This is a genomic window from uncultured Buchnera sp., assembly GCF_913776765.1.
Classification (GTDB): Bacteria; Pseudomonadota; Gammaproteobacteria; order Enterobacterales; family Enterobacteriaceae; genus Buchnera; species Buchnera aphidicola_AO.
Window position 1 is genome coordinate 583707 of the sequence record NZ_CAJYPO010000001.1, and the last position, 23527, is coordinate 607233.

22 protein-coding genes and 1 tRNA gene are annotated in these 23527 nt (G+C 23.6%); 3 read left to right on the forward strand and 20 right to left on the reverse strand.

Going from position 1 to position 23527, the window contains the following annotated elements; all coding sequences use genetic code 11:
* Positions 1-9 precede the first annotated feature (9 nt).
* The 7 genes from pheS to ydiK form a co-directional block, all read right to left on the reverse strand.
* Positions 10-999 carry a phenylalanine--tRNA ligase subunit alpha gene (gene pheS, locus QZ401_RS02820; RefSeq protein WP_295164760.1) on the reverse strand — a complete coding sequence of 330 codons (990 nt, stop codon included), beginning with the start codon at positions 997-999 and terminating at the stop codon, positions 10-12.
* 148 nt (positions 1000-1147) lie between these two features.
* Positions 1148-1504, reverse strand: coding sequence for a 50S ribosomal protein L20 (gene rplT / locus QZ401_RS02825; RefSeq protein WP_295164762.1), 357 nt, complete (start codon positions 1502-1504; stop codon positions 1148-1150).
* A gap of 41 nt (positions 1505-1545) precedes the next feature.
* Positions 1546-1743 (reverse strand): 50S ribosomal protein L35, encoded by a 198-nt coding sequence (rpmI, locus tag QZ401_RS02830; RefSeq protein WP_158336926.1) that lies wholly within the window; start codon positions 1741-1743, stop codon positions 1546-1548.
* A 74-nt stretch (positions 1744-1817) separates the two neighbouring features.
* Positions 1818-2357, reverse strand: coding sequence for a translation initiation factor IF-3 (gene infC / locus QZ401_RS02835; protein WP_295164884.1), 540 nt, complete (start codon positions 2355-2357; stop codon positions 1818-1820).
* Between the two features lie 3 nt (positions 2358-2360).
* On the reverse strand, positions 2361-4289 hold the full coding sequence (gene thrS / locus QZ401_RS02840; protein WP_295164765.1) for a threonine--tRNA ligase: 1929 nt from the start codon (positions 4287-4289) through the stop codon (positions 2361-2363).
* 136 nt (positions 4290-4425) lie between these two features.
* Complete coding sequence (locus QZ401_RS02845; protein ID WP_295164767.1) at positions 4426-5472, reverse strand: 3-deoxy-7-phosphoheptulonate synthase; 1047 nt, start codon at positions 5470-5472, stop codon at positions 4426-4428.
* A 402-nt stretch (positions 5473-5874) separates the two neighbouring features.
* Positions 5875-6969 (reverse strand): AI-2E family transporter YdiK, encoded by a 1095-nt coding sequence (ydiK, locus tag QZ401_RS02850; RefSeq protein WP_295164770.1) that lies wholly within the window; start codon positions 6967-6969, stop codon positions 5875-5877.
* 209 nt (positions 6970-7178) lie between these two features.
* On the opposite strand from ydiK, the gene QZ401_RS02855 reads away from it, so the two are divergent.
* Entirely contained in the window at positions 7179-7565 is a 387-nt protein-coding gene (locus QZ401_RS02855) for an iron-sulfur cluster assembly accessory protein (RefSeq protein ID WP_295164773.1), read from the forward strand.
* 23 nt (positions 7566-7588) lie between these two features.
* Here the strand turns inward: QZ401_RS02855 and tyrS are convergent, their stop codons facing one another.
* From tyrS to QZ401_RS02905, 10 genes are all read right to left on the reverse strand, one after another.
* A complete protein-coding gene (gene tyrS / locus QZ401_RS02860) occupies positions 7589-8866 on the reverse strand; it encodes a tyrosine--tRNA ligase (RefSeq protein WP_295164885.1) in 1278 nt (425 codons plus the stop codon).
* Between the two features lie 155 nt (positions 8867-9021).
* Positions 9022-11235: a primosomal protein N' gene (gene priA, locus QZ401_RS02865; RefSeq protein WP_295164776.1), complete on the reverse strand. Its 2214-nt coding sequence runs from the start codon at positions 11233-11235 to the stop codon at positions 9022-9024.
* On the reverse strand, positions 11213-11842 hold the full coding sequence (nth, locus tag QZ401_RS02870) for an endonuclease III (RefSeq protein ID WP_295164780.1): 630 nt from the start codon (positions 11840-11842) through the stop codon (positions 11213-11215). The genes priA and nth overlap by 23 nt, the downstream gene beginning before the upstream one ends.
* A 7-nt stretch (positions 11843-11849) precedes the next feature.
* On the reverse strand, positions 11850-12527 hold the full coding sequence (locus QZ401_RS02875; protein ID WP_295164781.1) for an electron transport complex subunit E: 678 nt from the start codon (positions 12525-12527) through the stop codon (positions 11850-11852).
* A gap of 11 nt (positions 12528-12538) precedes the next feature.
* Positions 12539-13147, reverse strand: a complete 609-nt coding sequence (gene rsxG / locus QZ401_RS02880; RefSeq protein ID WP_295164783.1) for an electron transport complex subunit RsxG — start codon at positions 13145-13147, stop codon at positions 12539-12541.
* Positions 13144-14178, reverse strand: coding sequence for an RnfABCDGE type electron transport complex subunit D (locus QZ401_RS02885; protein WP_295164785.1), 1035 nt, complete (start codon positions 14176-14178; stop codon positions 13144-13146). Before QZ401_RS02885 ends, rsxG begins: the two co-directional genes overlap by 4 nt.
* A gap of 49 nt (positions 14179-14227) precedes the next feature.
* Positions 14228-15781: an electron transport complex subunit RsxC gene (gene rsxC, locus QZ401_RS02890; protein WP_295164886.1), complete on the reverse strand. Its 1554-nt coding sequence runs from the start codon at positions 15779-15781 to the stop codon at positions 14228-14230.
* Between the two features lie 94 nt (positions 15782-15875).
* Positions 15876-16376: an RnfABCDGE type electron transport complex subunit B gene (locus QZ401_RS02895; RefSeq protein WP_295164888.1), complete on the reverse strand. Its 501-nt coding sequence runs from the start codon at positions 16374-16376 to the stop codon at positions 15876-15878.
* 8 nt (positions 16377-16384) lie between these two features.
* Positions 16385-16966 (reverse strand): electron transport complex subunit RsxA, encoded by a 582-nt coding sequence (gene rsxA / locus QZ401_RS02900; RefSeq protein WP_295164786.1) that lies wholly within the window; start codon positions 16964-16966, stop codon positions 16385-16387.
* A gap of 29 nt (positions 16967-16995) precedes the next feature.
* The gene (locus QZ401_RS02905) at positions 16996-17622 is read right to left on the reverse strand and encodes a riboflavin synthase subunit alpha (protein WP_295164788.1); all 627 of its coding nucleotides are present in this window, start codon (positions 17620-17622) and stop codon (positions 16996-16998) included.
* A gap of 152 nt (positions 17623-17774) precedes the next feature.
* Between QZ401_RS02905 and QZ401_RS02910 the strand changes: the two genes are divergently transcribed.
* Both QZ401_RS02910 and tilS read left to right on the forward strand, forming a co-directional pair.
* Positions 17775-17848 (forward strand) — tRNA-Val (locus QZ401_RS02910).
* A 31-nt stretch (positions 17849-17879) separates the two neighbouring features.
* Complete coding sequence (gene tilS, locus QZ401_RS02915; protein ID WP_295164789.1) at positions 17880-19217, forward strand: tRNA lysidine(34) synthetase TilS; 1338 nt, start codon at positions 17880-17882, stop codon at positions 19215-19217.
* A 26-nt stretch (positions 19218-19243) separates the two neighbouring features.
* Here tilS and metG read toward each other — a convergent pair whose 3' ends face one another.
* The 3 genes from metG to gndA all read right to left on the reverse strand — a co-directional run bounded on the left by metG (position 19244) and on the right by gndA (position 23152).
* Positions 19244-20887, reverse strand: coding sequence for a methionine--tRNA ligase (gene metG / locus QZ401_RS02920; RefSeq protein ID WP_295164791.1), 1644 nt, complete (start codon positions 20885-20887; stop codon positions 19244-19246).
* Positions 20888-20981: 94 nt separating this feature from the next.
* Positions 20982-21563, reverse strand: a complete 582-nt coding sequence (dcd, locus tag QZ401_RS02925; RefSeq protein ID WP_295164792.1) for a dCTP deaminase — start codon at positions 21561-21563, stop codon at positions 20982-20984.
* A gap of 164 nt (positions 21564-21727) precedes the next feature.
* Positions 21728-23152, reverse strand: a complete 1425-nt coding sequence (gene gndA, locus QZ401_RS02930) for an NADP-dependent phosphogluconate dehydrogenase (RefSeq protein WP_295164793.1) — start codon at positions 23150-23152, stop codon at positions 21728-21730.
* Between the last annotated feature and the right edge of the window lie 375 nt (positions 23153-23527).

Below are 23527 nucleotides of genomic sequence, written 5' to 3' on the forward strand. Positions count from 1 at the left end.
TTTATCTCACTAAATATGTTTGAATTGTTTTATAAACCTTATATCGTTTTCAAAAAAAGAACGAAGATCAGAAATTCCATAACGCAGCATAGTAATTCTTTCTATACCGATTCCAAATGCACAAGCTGAATAAAAATTACAATCAATATTCACATTTTTTAAAACTGATGGATGAACCATACCACATCCTAATACTTCTAATGATTGTCCAACATTTGTAATAATATCAACTTCTGCAGAAGGTGTAGTAAACGGAAAATAAGATGGACGAAATCTAATAGAAATATTTTTATCAAAAAAATCGTGTAAAAAATTATATATGATCCATTTCAAATTAGAAAAATTAATATTTTTTTCAACTATTAAACCTTCAACTTGATGAAACATAGGTGTATGTGTAGAATCATAATCGTTACGATATACTTTTCCAGGAAAAATAAACCTAATAGGAGGCTTTTCTTCTTTCATAATCCTAATTTGCATACTAGAAGTTTGTGTTCTTAACAAACGATGTTCATCAAACCAAAATGTATCATTGTTATTACGCGCAGGATGATCTTTAGGTATATTTAATGCATCAAAATTATGATATTCGTCTTCTATTTCAAATCCACTAATAGATTCAAATCCTAGTTTAGAAAAAAAATTTTTTATATAATTAATACTATGATTAATAGGATGAATAACACCATTTTCTTTATAACGACCAGGCAAAGAGACATCTATTTTTTCTTTTTTAATACGTTGGTCTAAAATGATTTTATTTAATTCAATTTTTTTTTTATTAATTTGATTTATTATTTTTTTTTTAATTTCATTAAAAACAACAAAGTATTTTTTTTTTTCTTCAAAAGAAGAATTTTTTAAATTTTTTATACAATTAGAAAAAATTCCTTTTTTTCCTAAATATTTAATTCGTATGTCATCTATTTCATCTATTTTGTACGAATTTTTAATTTTACTTTTCACGTTCTCAAATAATTTTTGCAGCGTCAACATATTGTATACCTTTTTAAAATATTTAATTTAAATTCATGTAGTTAAAATATGAAAAAGCTTCCATAAAGGAAGCTTAGTATGTTTTATATTTAAAATACAAGGGAGATGAATTTCCCCGTTTTATTCATCGAAAAAATAATGCACTTTTTTACAACAAAGCTTCTTTTGCTTTTTTAATTAATACATTAAATGAAAATCCATCAAACATTGCAATATCAGACAATATTTTTCGATCAATATTAATGGAAGCTTTCTTTAATCCGTACATAAAATTACTATAAGACATTTGACTTTGACGAACAGCGGCATTAATCCGTGTAATCCACAATTGACGAAATTGTCTTTTTCGTTGACGTCTATCACGATAAGCATATTGTCCTGCTTTGATTACTGCTTGACATGCAACTCTATAAATACGAGAACGAGCTCCATAATAACCTTTTGCTTGTTTTAAAACTTTTTTATGGCGGGCATGAGCGGTAACGCCACGTTTTACACGAGCCATTTATATACTTTCCTATTTATAAAATTTTATTAAAAATTATTCTAAATATATGGTAAAAAAGATTTAACTTTATTTGTATCTCCTTTTGAAACTAAAATCTTAGGACGAAGATGGCGTTTTTTAGTTGTTGTTTTCTTTGTTAAAATATGACGTAAATTTGCTTGTTTACGTTTAAATTTACCAGATGCAGTTTTTTTAAAACGCTTTGCTGCACTTTTTAAGGTTTTAATTTTTGGCATAAAATGTTTCATTTAAATTATAAAAAGAAAAATAAACTATATATTTTTTTCTAAACACGTTTAGTCAAAAATCATTATTTTTTCTTAGGAGCTAAAACCATAATCATTTGACGACCTTCAACTTTAGATGGAAATGATTCAATAACTGCTAATTCTATTAAATCATGTTTTACTCTATTCAGCATATCAATACCTATTTTTTGATGTGCCATTTCACGTCCTCTAAATCGTAATGTAATTTTAACTTTATCACCATCTTCTAAAAAACGAATTAAATTACGTAATTTAACTTGATAATCTCCTTCATCTGTACTAGGACGAAATTTGACTTCTTTCACTTGAATTACTTTTTGTTTTTTTTTCTGTTCTTTAGAAGATTTGCTTTTTTCATAAAGAAATTTGCCATAATCCATAATACGACAAACTGGAGGTTCTGCATTCGGACTAATTTCTACTAAATCTAATCCTAATTCCTCAGCTTTTTCTAAAGCGTCACGTAAATTAACTATCCCAATTTGATCGCCTTCAACACCAGTAAGACGAACTTTAATAGCACGGATCTCATTGTTAATACGATTTGGCCGCGTTAATTGAATTCTTTTTCCGACTTTAATACTTTATTCCTCCATTTGATAAAAGCTACGAGTAAGAATTTCTTTTTGTAACTTTTTAATAAAAAAATCAATTTCAATAATTCCAAAATTATAACCATTTCTAGTTCTAACTGAAATTTTTTTAGATTTAATTTCTTTTTCGCCACAAATTAATATATATGGAATTCTACGTAAGGTATGTTCACGAATTTTAAAACCTATTTTTTCATTTCTTAAATCTGATTCAACTCGAATTTTAATATCAGAAAAATATCGAACTATTTTTTTAACATAATTAATGTGGTTATCAGTAATACTAAGTACTACTACTTGTATTGGAGACAACCATGTTGGCAATTTTCCTGAAGACTCTTCAATTAATATTCCAATAAAACGTTCTATTGAACCTAATATAGCTCGATGAATTATTATAGGAATTTTTCGATTGTTGTACTCATCAATATAAAATGAATTTAAACGAATTGGCAAATAAAAATCAAGTTGAATAGTTCCACATTGCCAATTACGATCTAAGGAATCCTGTAAAACAAACTCAATTTTAGGACCATAAAAAGCACCTTCTCCTTGTTGATATTCAAAATTTAAATTATTTTCTATCAAGACATCAGATAAATCTTTCTCTGCTTTGTCCCAAACAGATTCATCTCCAATACGTTTTTTTGGTCGAGTGGAAAATTTTACTAATATTTTTTTAAAATTAAATGTACTATATAAATCATATATCATTTTAATACAATGATTTATTTCACATCTTATTTGTTCTTGAGTACAAAATATATGTGCATCATCTTGAGTAAAATTACGAATTCTCATAAGACCATGCAAAGATCCTGATGGCTCATTACGATGACAACTTCCAAACTCAGCCATACGAATAGGTAAATCTCGATAAGATTTTAATCCATAGTTAAAAATTTGAACATGTCCTGGACAATTCATTGGTTTAATACAATATTCTCGATGTTCCGATGAAGTAGTAAAAATAGCATCTTTATAATTGTCCCAATGACCACTTTTTTCCCATATTGACTTATCTATTAATAAAGGTGTTTTAACTTCTTTATATTTGTATTCTTTTAGTTTTTCGCGAACAAACATTTCTAGTTCATTAAAAATAATCCAACCATTATTATGCCAAAAAATCATTCCCGGAGATTCTTCTTGCATATGATATAAATTTAAAAATTTTCCAATTTTTCTATGATCTCTTTTTTGCAATTCATCAATATAGTTTAAATATTTATCTAATTCTTTTTTAGTTGACCAAGCAGTACCATAAATACGTTGTAGCATTTTGTTTTTATGATTCCCTTTCCAATAAACACCTCCAATTTTTTGTAATTTAAAATATTTACAAAATTTTATATTAAAAACTTGCATTCCTATATCAATATCAACATAATTTTCATGATAATATAATGATATTTGATTATTCTTATTTACATATTTTTTTATTAAACAAAGTTTATATGTTTCTAATTTTTTTTTAAATATTTTATATGCTTGATCAAAAGAAACATTTTGATTAAATATAAGATATTCTCGTTTAATAAGATTTTTCATATTATTTTCTAATACAAAAAGATCTTTTTCTGTAAGACTGTTTTCAAAATCTATATCGCAGTAAAAACCATTTTCTGTAATATCACTTTGTCCAATTTTACATAATGGCCATATTTTTTTTACTGCATAATTTAAAAGCTGTATACAAGAATATCGAATTATGTTTAATGCTTCACAATTTTTTTTACTGATAAACGATATAGAAGAATCTTCTGTTATTAAAGTATTTAAATTCGAAAAATTATTATTAACAGAGATAGCAATAAGAGATTCAATTATATTAGGTTTTTTATTTTCTATAATTTCTCTTAACGAGACAGAATGTTTGTATACCTGTTGACTCCCATCACAAAATCTTATCACAGGCATTCTTTTAGATCCTTAATTGAAAAAAAATATTATTTTTTATAGTTTTAAAATTATTGTTTATAAATTATTTGCTAATTTTAACTTTTGCATTTAATAAAAAGATGCTAGTCAAATTTTTGACTAGCATACAAACCAATTAAAAACGAGTATCGACTGCATCTGCCAATTTCTTAATAATCAAGACACTATCTTCCCAATTTAAACAAGCATCAGTAATTGACTTTCCATATATTAATGGTTGATTTTTTTTGACTATTTGGAAACCTTCTTCTAAGAAGCTTTCAATCATTACACCAAATATAGTTTTTGAACCTTGAGAAATTTGTTTTGAAACAGATTCAGCAACATCTTTTTGACGAATATGTTCTTTTAAACAATTACCATGACTAAAATCAATCATTAAATGTTCTAATAAATTAAATTCACGTAAATTTTTTATTGCTAAATTAATGTCATTAGCATGATAATTAGGAGTACGACCACCTCTCATAATTATATGTCCATAAGGATTTCCGCTAGTATGATTAATAGTCATTTGTCCATCTTTATTCGGAGCAAAAAATAAATGACGTGCCTTTGCTGCTCTAATAGCATCAATTGCAATACGTATATTGCCATCTGTTCCGTTTTTAAAACCCACTGGACAAGAAAGAGCTGAAGCCATTTCTCTATGAATTTGACTTTCAGTAGTTCTAGCTCCAATTGCACCCCAACTAATTAAGTCTGCAATAAATTGACCAATTACCATATCCAAAAATTCTGTTGCTGCAGGCATCCCTAGTTCATTAATGTCTAATAACAATTTACGTGCAACAGCTAAGCCATGGTTGACTCTAAAACTACCATTTAAATCTGGATCTGAAATCAATCCTTTCCAACCAACGACCGTTCTCGGTTTTTCAAAATATGTACGCATTATAATTTCGAGACGATCTTCATATTTTTTACGTAATTCATATAGTCGATGCGCATATTCGACTGCAGCGATTGGATCGTGTACGGAACATGGACCTATTACAACAAGCAAACGTAAATCTTCTCCAGTCATAATTCGAGCTATATTTTGTCTTGTTATAATAACATTATCCATAATATCTGAAGTAATAGCATATTTTTTTGCTAGTTCAGATGGAGTTACCAATGGATCAATTCGTATTGTACGTAGTTCATCTGTTTTTTTCATTTTGTTCTCTAAATGAATTTTTTATCCTGAAAAGAATAGCAAGATGTGATAAAAATCACGATAAACTAACTAGTCATAAACTTATTTTTAATCAATTTTTAAGATTAATCAATATAAAAATTGTGATTTTAGGGAGAATAAGTTTAATAGTATACTTAAAAAATACAATGACAGAAGTTTAAAACAGGAAATAAAATGAAGATAAAATTTTAAAAATAATACAATTATACAAGATTATTAATATCCTGTTTAGTAATTATTAAATATAATTAAATCATTTTTTATGATATCACAATTTATCGTTTACTTACGTTAAAAGTTTTTATTCTATTTATTTTTTTATATTATAATAAATCATAATTCACATATTTTTATCATAAAAATAATTATTCTAATATAAATTTAATTAAATTTTGATTTTAAAGTCGTAGTTTCCAAAAAAGAAGCAATCGAAATTCCATATATCCAGGATATTATTAAACGATATAGTATTACTAACACTACAGGACCAATAAATAATCCAATCATTCCGAAAGCAAGCAAACCACCAATAACCCCTAACAAAATAAGAAAGGTAGGTAAATCTGATCCTATTCTTATAAAGAAAGGTCTCAATATATTATCTAATATGAATACAAAACAGCTCCAAATTAATAGCACTGTACCCCAAGTCGTATTACTATTCCAATAAAGCCACACAACAGAAGGTATTAAAATTGGCAATGGTCCTAATTGTATTAAACAAGAAAAAACAATTAAAATCATTAATAATGTCCAATATGGAACACCAGAAATTAACAATCCTATTCCTGATAAAACTGCTTGAATTAAAGCTGTTACTACTACACCTAATGCAACTGCTCTAACAGCTTGGACTGAAAGAGAAACGATAGCATTTCCATTCTGAGCACTCAGACGAAACGCAAATTGACGAATAGAGTTACTAATTTTTTCTCCATTCCAGTATAATAAAACACTAAATAATAACATTAACGTTAAATGCATAACGAATAATCCACAATTCTTGGCTTGAATTATAAAAAATTCTGTTGTACGTCCCATATATGGTCTAACTTCACGAATTAATTCACCTCCATCACTATCTAACAATTCTTGATAACTAATAAATATTTTTTTACCAATAATAGGTATATCTTGAAGCCATATTAACTCTGGAAATTCTAAATTATTAGAACTAAACCAATGAATCAGAGGGATACTAGTTTTAATTAAACTATTTACTAAAAATACTATAGGAATTATAAACAATAATAATAAAATAACAATCATACTAATAACAGCGATTAATCGTTTACCTCCTAAAAATTTTTGCATTTTTAACATAAGTGGCCAAGTTGCAATCACAATCATACTGGCCCAAGAAAAACCAAGTATAAATGGTCGAATTATTAAAAAACTTGTAGCACTTATAGCAATAATAAATATTAGTGATAAAATAAATTGCGATAAATCCATTTTTTCTTTTGGATTTTGCATATAATCGTTTCACCTCAATATTTTTATATTATAAATAAATTTGCAAAACGAAATTTTATTATAAAATTTTTATGACTAAACAATTATAACATTAAAATTTATAAAAATAATGAATAAAAATAATATTCTTTAAAACATAAAAATTTAATTTATAATATAATTATTTTTTATATGATTTATAATCTTATTTAATATTAAAGAGATACAATATGAAAACAAAAAAAATAAATGCTTATTTACCACATGAACATCAATGGAAAGGTATTGAAATAACTAAAAAAGCTTTAAAACAAATTTTGTTTTTAATTAGCAATAATTCTGAAAATAAAGGTATCAGAATAGGTACAAAAAAATCTGGATGTGCAGGATTTCGATATACAATGGAATTAGTCAAAGATAAAGAAGTCATAGAAAATAAAAACGATATAATTTTTTACTATAAAAATGTTTTAGTATATATCTCATTAAAAGAGGCACCACTTTTAAATGGAATTAAAATTGATTTTATAAAAGATAGTATTAATGAAGTTTTTAAATACTATAATCCTAAAATAGAAAAATTTTGTGGTTGTGGAGAAAGTTTTTCAATTGATTAAAATATATAAAATTGATTTGAATTTTATTTTTTCCAACAAATAAGACAGTGATTTTTTTTTCCTCTAGAAAGTAAGGTAAATTTATCAAATAATTTATCATTATTATTAATAATATGATTTTTATTTACTATTTTTTTAGTATTTATAGATATTGAATTTGAAATTATCATGTTTTTAGCTTGAGTTCGAGATTGTGCTAACGAAGATAAAACTAAAGCTTCTTGCAAATCTTTTATTTTATAAACTTCGATTGCAGATATACCATCTTTTTTTAATTGTTCTAAATCAGATTCCTTTATATCTTCAATATTTTTAAAAAATAAAATATTTGTAATTCTTTCTGCAGCTAATAAATTTTCATCTCCATGTACTAAACGAGTAATATGTTTAGCTAGTAAAGATTTATCAAAAATAATTTGGTTGTTTTTATACTTGTTTTTTTCTCGTTGATTTATTTCGTCAATATTTATAAAAGTAAACAATTTTAAAAAACGGTAAACGTTAGAATCTTCTATGTTCATCCAGAACTGATAAAATTTATAAGGAGTAGTTTTTTTCGAATCTAACCAAATAGTTCCTGATTCTGTTTTTCCAAACTTAGTACCATTAGACTGAATAAGCAATGGGAGAGTTAATCCATATACTTCTTTTTTAGATATTTTATGGATTAAATGCATACCTGAAGAAATATTTCCCCATTGATCAGAACCCCCAATTTGAAGTGATACCTGATTTTTTTGATTTAATATAAAAAAATCATATGCTTGTAATAAATTATATGAAAACTCCGTAAAAGAGATGCCTTGATCTAATCTTTTAATTCGTTGTTTAACAGCTTCCCTACTAATCATAGTATTAATTGAGAAATGTTTTCCAACATCACGCAAAAACGAAAGAATATTAATTTTTTTAAACCATAAATTATTATTTAATATAAGTGCGCTATTAAAATTACAATTAAAATCTAGAAAAAAAGAAACTTGTTGGCTTATTTTAAGTGTCCATTTATCAATTAATTTATCTGATTGTAATAATCTTTCTTTTGTTTTAAAACTAGGATCTCCAATAAGACTTGTAGCACCTCCTATTAACACTATAGGTTTATGACCTAAAATTTGAAATCTTTTAAGAGTAATTAAAGGTAACAGATGACCTACATGTAAGCTTTCTTCTGTAGGATCAAAACCACAATAAAGTGAAATATATTTATTTTTAATAAGTTCTTTTAATTTATTTTTATTTGTAATATGAAATATTAAATTTCTTTGATGTAATTCATTAATTAAATCCATTTTATTTATTTAAAACCTTATTTTAAATATACTTGAAGTAGGTATCAATGATTTAAAACTTTTAAAAAATACGACCTTAAAATATTTTATTCCAATTTCTTTTTTACTTCAATAAAGAAGATGTTTAAAAACATGAAATTAAACATTTTTTAATTCTTCTTAATTCAATTAACATCAATATCTACAAACCATTGAACACTTTGTGATATAGAAAAATATTGAACTATATTAATTGATTCTCTTAATATATTTTTTAAATAAATGCGTGACGGACAATGTATTAACAATTGATAAAAAAATTTTTTTCTACCTTTTAATGAAAAAACAGGATGAGGACCTACAAACCATAAAGAAACATTATCTTTTTTAGATTTTTTCTTCAAAATTGTACTTATAAATTTTAAAAAAATAAAACTTTTTTCAAAATCTTTACTTTCAGAATAAAAAATTGCCTGACAATTCCAAGGAGGTAAAAAATATTTTTTTCTTAAAGAAAATATCTTACGAGAAAATGAAAAATAATCACTATTAGACAAATCTAATAAATATTCATTGTTAGGACAAGATGTTTGTATTAATATTTTTAATAATTTCGGGTTTTTTCCAGTTAAATTAATCAAATTAAAATAAAATTGTAAAAAATATTCTATAGAACAAAAATGAAAAGAAAAAAAATAATGATCAATATTTACTAAAGCAATCAATCTCACATAAGGAAAATAATAATTTTGAACAATTTTTTCAGTGGTAATAATAATACAAGCGTCAGAAATAGGGAATTTAAAAAATTTTATTTGTAATTTTTTTGTTTCAATTTTTTTTAAGCTTAATAAAAAAAATAAATTTACGTTAGGAAAAATTTTTTTTAGGCTATTTTTTACTTTTTTTATACCAAAATTAAATATAATTAAAGAAAAATTTTTACAATTACAACAAAATAATGGTTTTTTTATTTTAATTAAACAATGCTGACAAAATAAAAAGTTACCATATTTTTTTATTTCAAAATAATCATTACAAATATGACATTTTTCTATCCATCCACAATTATTGCATATTAAGCCAAAAAAAATGAAACTAAATTTATTAAATACCAATAATACTGGATAATTTCTTTTTATGTTATTAAATATTTTATTTATTAAAGTCAGAGATAAACCTATTTTTATTCTTTCTTTTCTTAAATCAATAAGATTATTTTTTAATAAAATTTTTTTTTTATTTTTGACAAAATTAATATAAAAACATTTTTTATGTACAACATTATATAATGTTCTTAAAGAAGGAGTGTTAGAATCTAAAATAATTGGTATATTTTCTTTATAAGCTCTTAATATTGCTACATCTCTAACATTATATCTACATTGATTTAAATTTTTATAACTTAAATGATGTTCTTCATTAATAATAATTAAACCTAATCTAAAAAAAGGGAAAAAAATACTATTTTTTGTTCCAATAATAATAGAGTTTTTACCACTTTTTGTTCTTACCCATTTTTTCAAGTATACTTCATCATTTAATTCAGAATGAATAACATCAATATGTACGTTAAAATATTTTTTTAAAAAAAATAATATTTTATATATATCTTTAATAAATGGAACGAGAATTAAAATTTGTAAATTTTTATTTAATAACTCTTTAATTAAACCTAAATAAAATTTTATTTTTAAATAAAAATTACTTTTAGTCATCAACCAAGATTTAAAACAATTTTTAGTTAAAATTTTATTAATTGTAAAAATTATTTTTTTATTTAAAAAAATTTTTTTTTTAATCATACTATTTTCATCAACATAAAAAATATTTTTGCAATAAAAATAAGTTTTATATGATTTTTTAGAAATTAACTTTTTTAAAAAAAAATCAGAAAAATTATTTTTTTCTAAATTTTTATTAGAAATATTTTTTTTTTTTAAAAAAAACAAAAGATTAAATTTTTTACAATCTTTATTTTTTACTTTTTTTAACACAGCACATTTATAATTTTTTTTGTCTATTAAACAGGTTTTTTTTAAATATTTTGGTAATATTGAAAAAAATATGCTTCCTACAGGAAAATGGTAATATTTACTTAACCATATTAAGATTTTTAATAAAAAATGACTATAAATTGGTTCAGTATCGATACATGATTTAACAAATTCTAAATTTAAATCACTTGTATTTTTTTCATCAAAAAACGAAACTACAATTCCTACTATATTTTTAGAACGAAATGGCACAAGAACACGTCCTCCAATAATAGGATACATAAAATCGGGCATAAAATATTTAAAATATTTTCTAATAGGTAAGGGTAAAACAACTTTTACAATAATCACTTGTATATCCAAAAAAAAAATAGAATATTTATTTTTTTCTATCAAATTCACATAGTTTTTCTATTAAACATAGTTTACATTTTAATTGACGAGCAGTACAAACATATCTACCGTGAAGAACAAACCAAAAATGAACATATTTTTTAAAAATAGATGGAACTATCTTAATCATTTTTTTTTCAACGTCAATTACATTTTTTCCTTTAGCAAATCCAGTACGATTAGCAACTCTAAAAACATGTGTATCTACAGCAATAGTCTTTTTATTAAATAATACATTTAAAATAATATTTGCTGTTTTTCTACCGACTCCAGGTAAAGATTCTAATTCAATTCGATTTGATGGCACTTTATTTTTATATTTTGTTGCAATTAAATATGCAGTATTAATAATATGTAAAGATTTCGTATTATATAAACCAATACTTTGAATGTAATATCTTAATTTATCAAGACCTAATTGTAAAATACCTTGAGGAGTATTTGCTATTTGAAATAAAGTACCAGTAATTTTATTTACCATAATATCAGTAGATTTCGCAGACAAAATAACTGACAAAAGTAATTCAAAATCAGAAGAAAAAATTAATTCTATCTTAGGATTAGGTTGTTTTTTATAAAATAAAGATAAAATTTCATAACGTTTTTTTTTATTCATACCGATATCATTGTTTTAACTTACAAGAATGAAAACATTTTAAACAGTTTATTTTTTTTTTATTTAAATCTAAGTAATTTTTAAAAGCAATTACAAAACCTAATACTAAAAAACCGCCTGGAGGTAAAATAGCTAAAATTATTGTAGAATTTTTATCTATAAATGTAAAAAAAAATGAATGATCTAAAATATTAAAAATTTTATTTAAACCGAATAAAAACGTTCCATTTCCTAATATTTCACGTATAGAACCAATTATAAACATTGCAAATGTTGATCCTAATCCTATTGAAATACCATCTAAAAAAGCAATAAAAAAAGAGTTTTTATAAGCAATATAATCAGCTCTTCCTACAATAATACAATTAGTTACTATTAATGGAATAAAAACACCTAATGATTGATATAAATTATATTGATAAGCATGCAATAACATTTCTATACAAGTAACTGTTGAAGAAACTATTATCATATAAATAGGGATTCTAATATCTTTAGGTATAAAACATTTTAAAATTGAAATAATACTATTTGTTATAGTTAATACAAAAGTAGTTGTTATCCCTAATCCAATAGCATTAACAGCATTTGTAGTCATAGCCAAAACTGGACATAAACCTAAAAGTTGTACTAAAGAAGAATTATTATTCCACAATCTTTTTTTTAAAAATTTTCTTAATTTCATACATATCTCTATTATAATGAAAATATTAATGGTATTTTTTTAATAAAAAAAACGGTTCTTTTTATGGCATTAGTAACTGATTGAGGTGTAATTGTGGCGCCTGTAAATTGTTCAATTTGACCTCCATACTTTTTTAATAAAAATTTTTTATCTTTTAAATCCACTACATTCATATTTTTAAACTTTGTAATCCAATTAGAAATAGATATTTCAATTTTATCTCCAATTCCTGGAGTTTCTTTATGAGATAAAACTCGCACACCAATAATTTTTCCATTAAAATATGCAGCAACTAATATAGAAATAGATCCAGAATATCCATCTGGTGCAATACTTTCAACAATTGCTGCTTTAGCTTTTTTATCTTTAAATAAAACCCATAAATTATGTTTTTTTTGATCTCCTAATAATTTATTTTTTATTAAAAAAAATTTTTTATCAAAAGTGTTGTACATATTAGTTGGTATAACTTGTTTAAAAAAAGTATTTTTTTCTTTTTCTTTTATACTCTCTATTTGATAATTTGTTATATTTTTAATAAAAATAACACTTAATAAAGAAAAAAAAGCAAAAAAACTCATTAAAAATGCATTTATTATAGTTTCTTTAAAAAATTTCATAAATTTTTACGACCGTACCCAGACGTTTTTAAATAAGCGTCCATTAACGGAACAATCATGTTAGTAAACAATACCGAAAAAGCAATGCCATCTGGATAATCACTATAATTTCGAAGAATCCATACTAAAAAACCCATAATCATACCAAAAAATATTTTTCCTATTTTAGTAGAAGAAGTGGTTACAGGATCAGTGGCTATAAAAAAAGCACACATCATTGTTCCTCCAGAAAAAAGATGAAATAAAGGAGAACAAAAAATATTTTGTGAATAAAAATAAGTTATGCTTGAAAAAAGAAATAAACTAGACAAAAAACTTAATGGAATACGCCAACAAATAATATTCTTATATAATAAGAAAAGTCCTCCTGTTAAAAAACTTATATTTATATATTTCCAAGCCATCGAAATATTTTTCGTCTTTTTTTCAATTAATGATTCCTCGGAAGATAAATCATAGTTAAAATGAGATTTAGTTTTAAAATTATCTAAAGGAGTTGCTTCTGTAAAACTATCAGGATGCATTTTTTCTTTAAAATCATACTTTTTATGATGAAAAAAAATTAAATTTATTGAATTTTTTATATCCTTGTAAAAAGATAAAGAAGAATGTTTTTCATTCCAAGAACTCATATGTACAGGAAAAGATATCAATAGCACTACATAAGCAATCATAGCTGGATTAAATATATTTTGTCCAAGTCCACCGTATAAATATTTTGAAATAACAATAGAAAAGAAACAACCAAAAATTATCATCCACCAAGGAAGTACAAAAGGAATACTTAATCCAAGTAAAATTGCAGTTAAAACAGATGAGCAATCAAATAAACTATTTTTAATATTTTTACGTCTTATTTTTAAAATTATTATCTCAAAAAATAAAGAAATTATTATAAATAATAACATTTGTATTAAGACACCGTATCCGAAAAAATAAATTTCAGTAAACAATCCTGGAATACAAGCCACAATAACAAAAATCATTATTTTTCTTACATCGTAAGAACTACTTATATAAAGAATATTCATTTTTTTATTTCGTATATTGTATAGAAAAAAGAAATATTAATATAAAACTTTATCTTCTTAATTTTGCACGTTTTATTGCTTCTTTTAACATCTCTTTTCTAAGAGATTTTTCTATGATTTTTTGATTAATAGAACTATTTTCTTCCTTCTCCTGTATTTTTGAAAAAATATCTAACTTTTTAATATTAGAAATTTGATCTTTTGAATAAGATATTTTTTTTTCAATTAATAATCTTTTTTCACGTTTTCTAAAAAGAGATGAAAATAATTTTTTGCGATTATTCTCTATATCTATATTTTTTTGTATCTTTTTTCCAATTCTAAAATATTTAACTAATGGAATATTACTAGGACAAACTTTTTCACATATTTTACATTCAATACAATCTAAAATATTTAATTGTTTTAATTTCTGATTGTTACTGTTTTTGCAATATAAAAACATTTCCTGAGGAAGTAAATTAACTGGACACGCGTTTACACAATAACCACAATTAATACATGGATATTCAATTTTTTTTTTATTTTTTTTATTATTTTTTATATAAATACAATTCATATTTTTCTGTATCGAATAATTCAAATTAACAATTAAATATCTCATAAAAACACCTCCTGAATATATTAATGTATTTAAATTACTATCTATTTTTAAATAATTTAATAAAAAATGAACAGGAGTTCCTATTTTGACCCAAAAATTTTTAGATAAAATATTTTTATCTTTATTATAAACAGTTATAATACGTTTAATTAATGGCTCTCCGTTAATAATAGATCTTTTAATCGCATATATAGTTGCTACATTAAAAATAAGATATCCTATATCTATAGAATGTTTTCCATAAGGAATTTCTTTTCCTGTTAAAGATTTAATAAGTATTTTACTACTTCCACCAGGATATTTTTTTTTTATAATACAAAGTTTAAATAATTGTTTGTTTTCAATAATTTTTTGAATTTTTAAAATCAATTCTGTTTTATCTTCTTGAATGACAATTAAAATGTCTTTAACTTTAGATATCCAAGCTATAATTTCACATCCTATTAAAATTTCATCAATATAATTTTGCATTAAACAGTAATCAGCTGTTATACACGGTTCACTTTCAATTCCGTTTACAATTAATGTATGTACTTTGTTAATACTTAACATTAATTTTTTAAAAGAAGGAAATTGAGCACCTCCAAGACCAACAATACCTGATTGATAAATTATTTTTATTAAATTTTTAGGAGTATATTTTTTATAATTCTTAATAGTTTTTAATCTAATCCACTTATTTAAATGATTAGATAAAATAACAATTTTTATTTTTTCTGGATTTTTATCAGAAGATTTTGGATTAAAATAAATATTTTTTATCCAACCTGAAGTAGGAGAATGAACAGGAACTATTAAATTATTGCCAAAAGTTAAAGGTTGTCCACACAAAACTTCTTGACCTACTTTTACTCTCAATCTATTTTTTTTAAAATGACTGTATTCTATGTAAATAAAAAATTTTTCAGGATGAGGTAAATAGTTTAAAAAATATTCTCTAGGATCTTTTTTTATTGATATACATTGAATGCCACCTTTAAAATTATATTTTTTTTTTATTTAAAATTTTTTTATTTATAAAATCAATAATCAAATTTTTCCAGTATTTAATAAGAAATATTTTTAAAAAAAAATTTATTTTTAACATATTATATTATTCTTTAATTATTTTTATACAATTTGTAGGACAATGTAATAAACAAATATTACAACCAGTACAGAATTTTTGTAACACTGTATGCATAAAATTAGGAGCACCAATTATTGCATCTACTGGACAAAAAGAAGCACATTTAGAACAACCAACACAATTTTTTTCATCAATTAAAACAGTAGTGTAAATCTTTTTTTCATTCTTAATAGCTGAACTATCTAAAGATTTTTCTACGTTTTCTATATTTAATACTTTAGCGATTTCAAATATTAAATCACTTCCTCCAGGAATACATTTATCAATTTTTTCACTATCTTTTACTATTGCTTTTGCATAAGGATAACATCCAGAATAACCACACTGTGCACATTGACTTTGAGGCAATAAATTATCAACTGCAACTACAATAGGATTTTTTTTTATTGGGAAAACATATTTTATATAACCTAAAATTATACCTAAAAAAAGAGATAAAATAGAAAAAATCAAAATAACTGTAATAGACATAATTAAATTTTTACTAAACCTCTAAATCCCATAAATACAATAGATATTAAACTGACAGTAATGAGAACAATAGGAGATCCTTGAAATACAAAAGGAACATCAGATAACAATATACGTTCACGAATACTAGAAAATATAACCATTACTAAAGTAAATCCAAAAGATGCACTAACTGCATAAAGAATAGATTCTAAAAATGTATGATTTAAATAAAGACTAAATAATGGAATAGCTAAAACAGCACAATTAGTTGTAATTAATGGTAGAAAAATACCAAGTGTGCGATACAAAATAGGACTAATTCCTCGTAAAATAATTTCTATTAATTGAACGCCAAAAGAAATAATTAACATATACACTATAATTCTTAAATAAATCAAATCAAAAGGTGATAAAATAAAAAAATTAATAAACCACAGTAAAGTTGTTGATATAACTACAACAAAAGAAGTAGCAAAACTCATTCCAAAAGCTCTTTCTATTTGATTTGATGTACCTATAAAAGGACATAAACCAAGAAATTTTACTAAAATAAAATTATCAATTAATACATTTGATAAAACAAAAAAAAAGTAATTTTTCATTAAAAATCTTCCTAAAATTACTAAAAAAACTACTTATGTAACAAAGACATATTATTTTTAATTAAACGTTTTGTTGTATCTACAATTATTTGAGTATAGAAATCAATTTCAATATTCACTAATTGTCCTATTTTTTTATATCCTATAGTAGTTGAAGATAAAGTTTCTGGTATTATACTAATGCAAAATTCATCTTTCATAATGTCGCTAATAGTTAAACTAATCCCATCAATACAGATAAAACCTTTATAAAAAATATATTTCATCAAAGAATTACTATTCACTTTACACCATAAAAAATAATTTTCATCTAATTTTAATATTTTACAAATTTTAGCTGTATGCATAATATGACCAGATATTATATGACCTCCCATTTCATCACCATATTTTAATGATCTTTCGATATTAACATAATCTCCTACGTTTAAATTTCCTAAATTAGTGTTTTCAATCGTAATTTGCATAATATCAAAAACTACATAGAAATTATTAATATATTTAACAGTCAAACAACATCCATTATTAGCGACTGAATCGCCTATTTTTAGATTTTTTAATAAAAAAGCAGGAAAATCAACGGTATAAGTATGAAATTTTTTTTTCTTATCTATAGAGACAACTCTTGCAATTCCATTTACAATACCTGTAAACATAAAATCCCCTCAAAGTGAACACTATTTGAAAAATAAATTAAACTATAAAAAATTTAAAAAAATATTTTATGTTTTTTATAAATAAATATTTGTATATTATATCAATAATATTATATAATTTTAACTAAATATAAAATATTAATTTAATTTTTACGTTCGTAGCTCAACAGGTTAGAGCATTACCATGACATGGTAGAGGTTAGTGGTTCAAGTCCACTCGAACGTATTAAAAAAATTCTTTACCAGGTTACTTATATTTGATTAAAAAAATTATTACTCAATATAAAAAAAAATCGTTTTTAATAGCATACAGTGGCGGAATGGATTCTACAGTTCTTCTACATAAAATGTTAAAAATAAGAGAAAAAAATCCTGAAATTAAAATACGTGCTATCCATATTAATCATAATATTCATTCATCTTCAAAAAAATGGGAAAAACATTGTATAAAAATTTGTCAAAAATATACAATACCACTAATCACTAAAGAAATTAATATTCCTTTAGAAAAAAATATTGAAGAAAGATTAAGAATCAAAAGATATAACACTATTTATAATTATTTACTTTATGATGAAATTTTACTCACTGGGCATCATCTGAACGATCAGTGCGAAACATTAATCTTATCTTTAAAAAGAGGAAGTGGGCCGGCTGGTTTATCTGGAATGTCTTTTGAAAACTTTTTAGGAAAAAAAAGAATAGCACGTCCTCTTTTAAGAAAAAGTAAAAAAGAAGTAGAAGAATGGGCTTACAAAAACAATTTAAAATGGATTGAAGATTTTAGTAATTTTAATATTAATTATGATCGTAATTTCATACGTCATAAATTAATTCCTATCTTACAACAAAGATGGCCTTTTTTTTTAAAAAATTGTTTTCGCACAGCAATCATATGCGGTGAAGAAACTAAATCAAAAAATATACTTTTAAAAGAAAAAATTAAAGATTTTATTAATTTTGACGAATCTTTAAACATTAAAAGTTTTAAAAATATAAAAAAAGAGATATCTAAAGAACTTATTCGGTATTGGATTTCTTTAAAAAATATAAAAATGCCATCATATAAAACAATAGAATGCATTTATAATGAAATTATATGCAGTAAAAAAGATTCCAATCCAAAAATAATTATACAAAAAAATGAAATTAGACGTTATAAAAAATCTCTTTATTTTGTAAAGACACAAAAAACTATTAGCAATACATTTCTATTTTGGCATAATACAAATAAAAAATTATTTCTTCCTAAGAATTTAGGATATTTAATAAAAAACAATAAAGGTTTTAAACTTCCTGTACCTGAAAAAAACGAATTAATTAATATTCGCTTTCAATTCGAAGGTAAAATTCTTATTTTAGGAAGAGAAAAAAGAAGAAAAATAAAAAAAATATGGCAAGAATGCAGTATACCTCCTTGGTTCAGAAATAAAATTCCGCTTTTATTTTATAATGATCGTTTCATTAGTGCAATTGGTGTATTCACTATCAGAGAAGAAGATTTCAATAAAGAAAAAAAAATTAAAAAATATTGGAAAATATCTTGGATGGATAGCATCCAATCAAATAATGAAGATCTGTTTTCATTTTATTAAATTTTTTTAGCAAATAATAAAAACATTTAATTTTGTTTACATAAAACAGATAATTTTAAAATTTTATCTGAATTAATTCTATTATATAATTTTTTAAACTTTTTTATTTTATGAGACAAAAGAGGTTTTTTAATACTTTCCCAAGTAAGATCTGCAATTAAAAAAAACTCTGTTTTTTTTGCTAAATCTGGTATTATTGGTTTTAAAAAAATCATAACTAATCTGAATAAATTAATTCCCATAGTACAAATCATATGTAATTTATTCAAATTATCTTTTTTTATTTTCCATGGTTGTCTTTGATTAATATATTGATTTGCTAAATCCAATAATTTCATACATTCTCGAATTACAGTACTAAACTGACGATTTTCAAAAAAAATAGAAATTTTTTTGCTTATATCAACAAAATATTGATATAGATCAATATCTGACAACGAATTAGATAAATATCCATCAAAATATTTATGAATAAAACTAGTATTTCTTGAGGCTAAATTAACTAATTTATTTACAATATCACTATTAATTTTTTGAATAAAATCTTCTAGATTAATTTCAATATCGTTAATATTGTTAGTTAATTTACTTGCATAATAATAACGTAAACTATCTGAATCAAAACATTGAATCCAATCTGATGCTTTGATTAAAAAACCTCGGGATTTTGATAATTTTAATCCATTTATAGTAAGATGACCATGAACAAAAATACCATTAGGTTTTCGAAACGAAGAAGCTTCTAATATTGAAGGCCAAAACAATGTATGAAAATAAATAATATCTTTTCCAATAAAGTGATATAGTTCACATTTTGATTCTTTATCCCAAAATTCATTAAAATCTATTTTTTTATTTTTAATACAGAGATTTTTAAATGCACTTATGTAACCAATTGGAGCATCTAACCAAACATAAAAATATTTATTAGCAAATCCTGGAATTTTAAATCCAAAATATGGAGTGTCTCGAGAAATTCCCCATTCTTTTAAACCAGATTTTAACCATTCCTCCGTTTTTTTTACAACTGATTTTTCTAAAATACCAGAATATATCCATTTATTTAACATATTAGTAAATGCTGGTAAATTAAAATATAAATGTTTTGTATTTTTTAAAACAGGAACACTATTTGAAATAGCAGAAATAGGATTAACTAAATCTGTGGGTTCATAAATCGAACCACATATTTCACAGTTGTCTCCATTTTGATTTTCTGCAGAACAAAAAGGACATGTACCTTTTACAAATCTGTCTGGAAGAAATATCTTTTTTGTCTTATCAAAAAATTGAAAAATTTCTTTTTCATTAATAAATCCTTGACTAATTAAAGATAAAAATATTTTTCTTAAAAAAAACAAATTTTCTACACAATGTGTTGTGTGATAGTTATCATGCGAAATGTTAAAATTTGAAAAATCTATTATATGCTCTTCTTTAATTTTTTTAATTAATTTTGTGGGTTTGATTCCTAATCTTTCAGATTTTAACATAACAGCTGTACCATGTGCATCATCAGCAGAAATAAACCAAACTTCATTGTTTCTCATTCTTTGATAACGAACCCAAATATCTGCTTGAATATGCTCAAGCATATGACCGATATGAATAGGACCGTTAGCATATGGTAGTGCACAAGTAACTAAAATTTTTCTCGATTTATTAAGCATAATTTTATATTATTTAAATAATTAACATCATATACAAAATATAATTAATCGTAAACTATTCATTTTTAAAAATTATTATTTATATCAAAATTATTTATTCTTCATAAATTCGACTAGGGACAACCCCATTTTGACTTTTATATTTAGATTCATAACGAGAATTATAAGGTCGTACAACTGACTTTGAAAGTAATTCAAAACTTAATGCTGCAATTTTGATTCCAGGAGTTAATACTAAAGTTAGCTTTCCTGCATTAAAAAACTCTAAAACGATATTACCATGCCAACCAGGATCAATACGATGAGATGTAACATGAATCATAAGACCAATTCGAGCTAAAGAAGAACGTCCATCTAACCAACCAACTAAATTATTTGGCAAGGTAATACTTTCTAAAGTCGAAAACAAAGCTAAAGATCCCGGTTTTAAAAAAAACGGTTTTTCTTTAGAAAAAACAGTTTCACAACTTATAATTTTAGCTAGATCTAAAGTTTTTTTTTCTTGTGAACCACTTAGATCAATACAAGAAGTAGTGTGATCGTAAAAAACACGAAATTTATCACCAAGATGTATATCGACAGTAATCCCATTAATTAATTCTTTTTTAGGATAAGGTGTAATAATTAATTTTTTTTTACTTAACCATTCTTCAATATCTGTATCACATAAACGCATTTTTTTTTCCTGTAATTAACTTATATATGTTATAAAAAAATAATATATTATCAAAAATTAAAAATAAATTTTATTAATAGCAGAAAGATGTATTTCATTATCTTCTGCTATTTCAGAACAAAAAAAACTAAAAAATAGTTCTATAATTAATTTTAATTTAATAATTAAAACTCTTTTTTAGTTAACCAATTTGTATGAAAATATCCTTTTTTATCAATTCTTTTATAAGTATGTGCTCCAAAATAATCTCTTTGAGCTTGAATTAAATTTGCAGAAGAAGATACGGTACGGTAACTATCATAATATGTTATAGCTGACGAAAAAGTAGGAACAGGAATGCCATATTTTATTGCATATGAAGTAATATTACGTAAAGATGTTTCATATTTGTTTGATATTTCTGAAAAATAAGGTGTTAATAACAAGTTGTTTACATTATTATTATTTTCAAATGCATCACTTATTCTTTCTAAAAAACTAGCTCGAATAATACATCCAGATCTAAAAATCTTAGCAATTTTATTATATTGTAAATTCCAAGAATATTTTTCTGAAGCTTTTTTTAACTGAGAAAATCCCTGTGCGTAGGAAATTATTTTACCTAAATATAAAGCTCTTCGAACTTCTTCAATAAAATGTTCTTTATTCTTCGAAGATATACAATTTATAATTGGACCTTTTAATATTTTTGATGCAATAAGACGTTGATTTTTAAGAGAAGATAAATATCTTGCAAAAACAGATTCTGTAATGAGTGAAAGAGGTTCACGAAGCTCTAATGCATCTTTACTAATCCATTTACCTGTACCTTTATCTTCTGCTTCATCTAATATAGAATCTATTAAATAATGAATATCATCTTCTTCTTTTTTAAGAAAAATGTTCTTTGTAATTTCAATTAAATAACTATTTAACTCACCTTTATTCCATTCAGAGAATGTATTAGATAATTCATTATTATTCATATTTAATACATTTTTTAATATAAAATATGCTTCTGCTATCAATTGCATATCACCATACTCAATACCATTGTGAATCATTTTAACGTAGTGACCAGCACCATTTGGACCAATATAACTAACACATGGTTCATCTTTAAATTTTGCAGATATTTTCTTTAACATAGAAGAAACAAGAATATATGCTTCTTTTGATCCACCTGGCATAATAGATGGACCATTTAATGCTCCTGATTCACCTCCAGATACACCCATCCCAATAAAATTAATACCACATTTAAGTAAATCATTATTTCTTCTAATAGTATCTTTATAAAAAGTATTTCCAGCATCAATTAATATATCTCCTTTGTCTAAATAAGGAAGAATAGATTGAATGGTTTCATCTGTAGGTTTTCCTGATTTTACCATCAGTAAAATACATCTAGGTTTTTTTAATGAATTCACAAAATCTTTAATAGAAAAATATGGAAAAATTTTTTTTTCTTTGTTACTATTGATAACGTCTTCGGTTACAGATTTTGTTCTGTTAAAAATAGACACCGTATATTTTTTACTTTCAATATTTAACGCTAAATTTTTTCCCATTACTGCCATTCCTACAACACCAATTTCTTGCTTTAACATTCTTTTCTCCAAGTTTATATTATATAATTTACAAAAAAAATATTTTTAAATTTTATATTCTTACACAATAAATGATATTACAACTATTTTCAATTTATCATTCTTTCAATAAAAAGAATGTTTTTATAAAAATATAAAATTTATTTAAAAAATTATTAATAATAAAGTTATGTCTTTTCTATTAAAGATATTGACTGGATAATTTTTTTTGATTTTTAAAAAAGAAGAATGCATTGATATATAAGTAGTATATACGTTTAATTTTATTGAAATTTTTTGAAATTGAAATATTATGTATGTAAGTTGAATGTTATTTTAACAATACTTTTAAAAAAGTAATGACTAATGATTTATAGAAATATTTTTTTAATTTAA

What these genes read in the sequence shown, in the direction of transcription:
- pheS (WP_295164760.1), bottom strand. Translation starts at nt 999, where the DNA reads ATGTTGACGCTGCAAAAATTATTTGAGAACGTGAAAAGTAAAATTAAA.
- rplT (WP_295164762.1), bottom strand. Translation starts at nt 1,504, where the DNA reads ATGGCTCGTGTAAAACGTGGCGTTACCGCTCATGCCCGCCATAAAAAA.
- rpmI (WP_158336926.1), bottom strand. Translation starts at nt 1,743, where the DNA reads ATGCCAAAAATTAAAACCTTAAAAAGTGCAGCAAAGCGTTTTAAAAAA.
- thrS (WP_295164765.1), bottom strand. Translation starts at nt 4,289, where the DNA reads ATGCCTGTGATAAGATTTTGTGATGGGAGTCAACAGGTATACAAACAT.
- QZ401_RS02845 (WP_295164767.1), bottom strand. Translation starts at nt 5,472, where the DNA reads ATGAAAAAAACAGATGAACTACGTACAATACGAATTGATCCATTGGTA.
- ydiK (WP_295164770.1), bottom strand. Translation starts at nt 6,969, where the DNA reads ATGCAAAATCCAAAAGAAAAAATGGATTTATCGCAATTTATTTTATCA.
- QZ401_RS02855 (WP_295164773.1), top strand. Translation starts at nt 7,179, where the DNA reads ATGAAAACAAAAAAAATAAATGCTTATTTACCACATGAACATCAATGG.
- nth (WP_295164780.1), bottom strand. Translation starts at nt 11,842, where the DNA reads ATGAATAAAAAAAAACGTTATGAAATTTTATCTTTATTTTATAAAAAA.
- QZ401_RS02875 (WP_295164781.1), bottom strand. Translation starts at nt 12,527, where the DNA reads ATGAAATTAAGAAAATTTTTAAAAAAAAGATTGTGGAATAATAATTCT.
- rsxG (WP_295164783.1), bottom strand. Translation starts at nt 13,147, where the DNA reads ATGAAATTTTTTAAAGAAACTATAATAAATGCATTTTTAATGAGTTTT.
- QZ401_RS02885 (WP_295164785.1), bottom strand. Translation starts at nt 14,178, where the DNA reads ATGAATATTCTTTATATAAGTAGTTCTTACGATGTAAGAAAAATAATG.
- rsxA (WP_295164786.1), bottom strand. Translation starts at nt 16,966, where the DNA reads ATGAAAAATTACTTTTTTTTTGTTTTATCAAATGTATTAATTGATAAT.
- QZ401_RS02905 (WP_295164788.1), bottom strand. Translation starts at nt 17,622, where the DNA reads ATGTTTACAGGTATTGTAAATGGAATTGCAAGAGTTGTCTCTATAGAT.
- metG (WP_295164791.1), bottom strand. Translation starts at nt 20,887, where the DNA reads ATGCTTAATAAATCGAGAAAAATTTTAGTTACTTGTGCACTACCATAT.
- dcd (WP_295164792.1), bottom strand. Translation starts at nt 21,563, where the DNA reads ATGCGTTTATGTGATACAGATATTGAAGAATGGTTAAGTAAAAAAAAA.
- gndA (WP_295164793.1), bottom strand. Translation starts at nt 23,152, where the DNA reads ATGTTAAAGCAAGAAATTGGTGTTGTAGGAATGGCAGTAATGGGAAAA.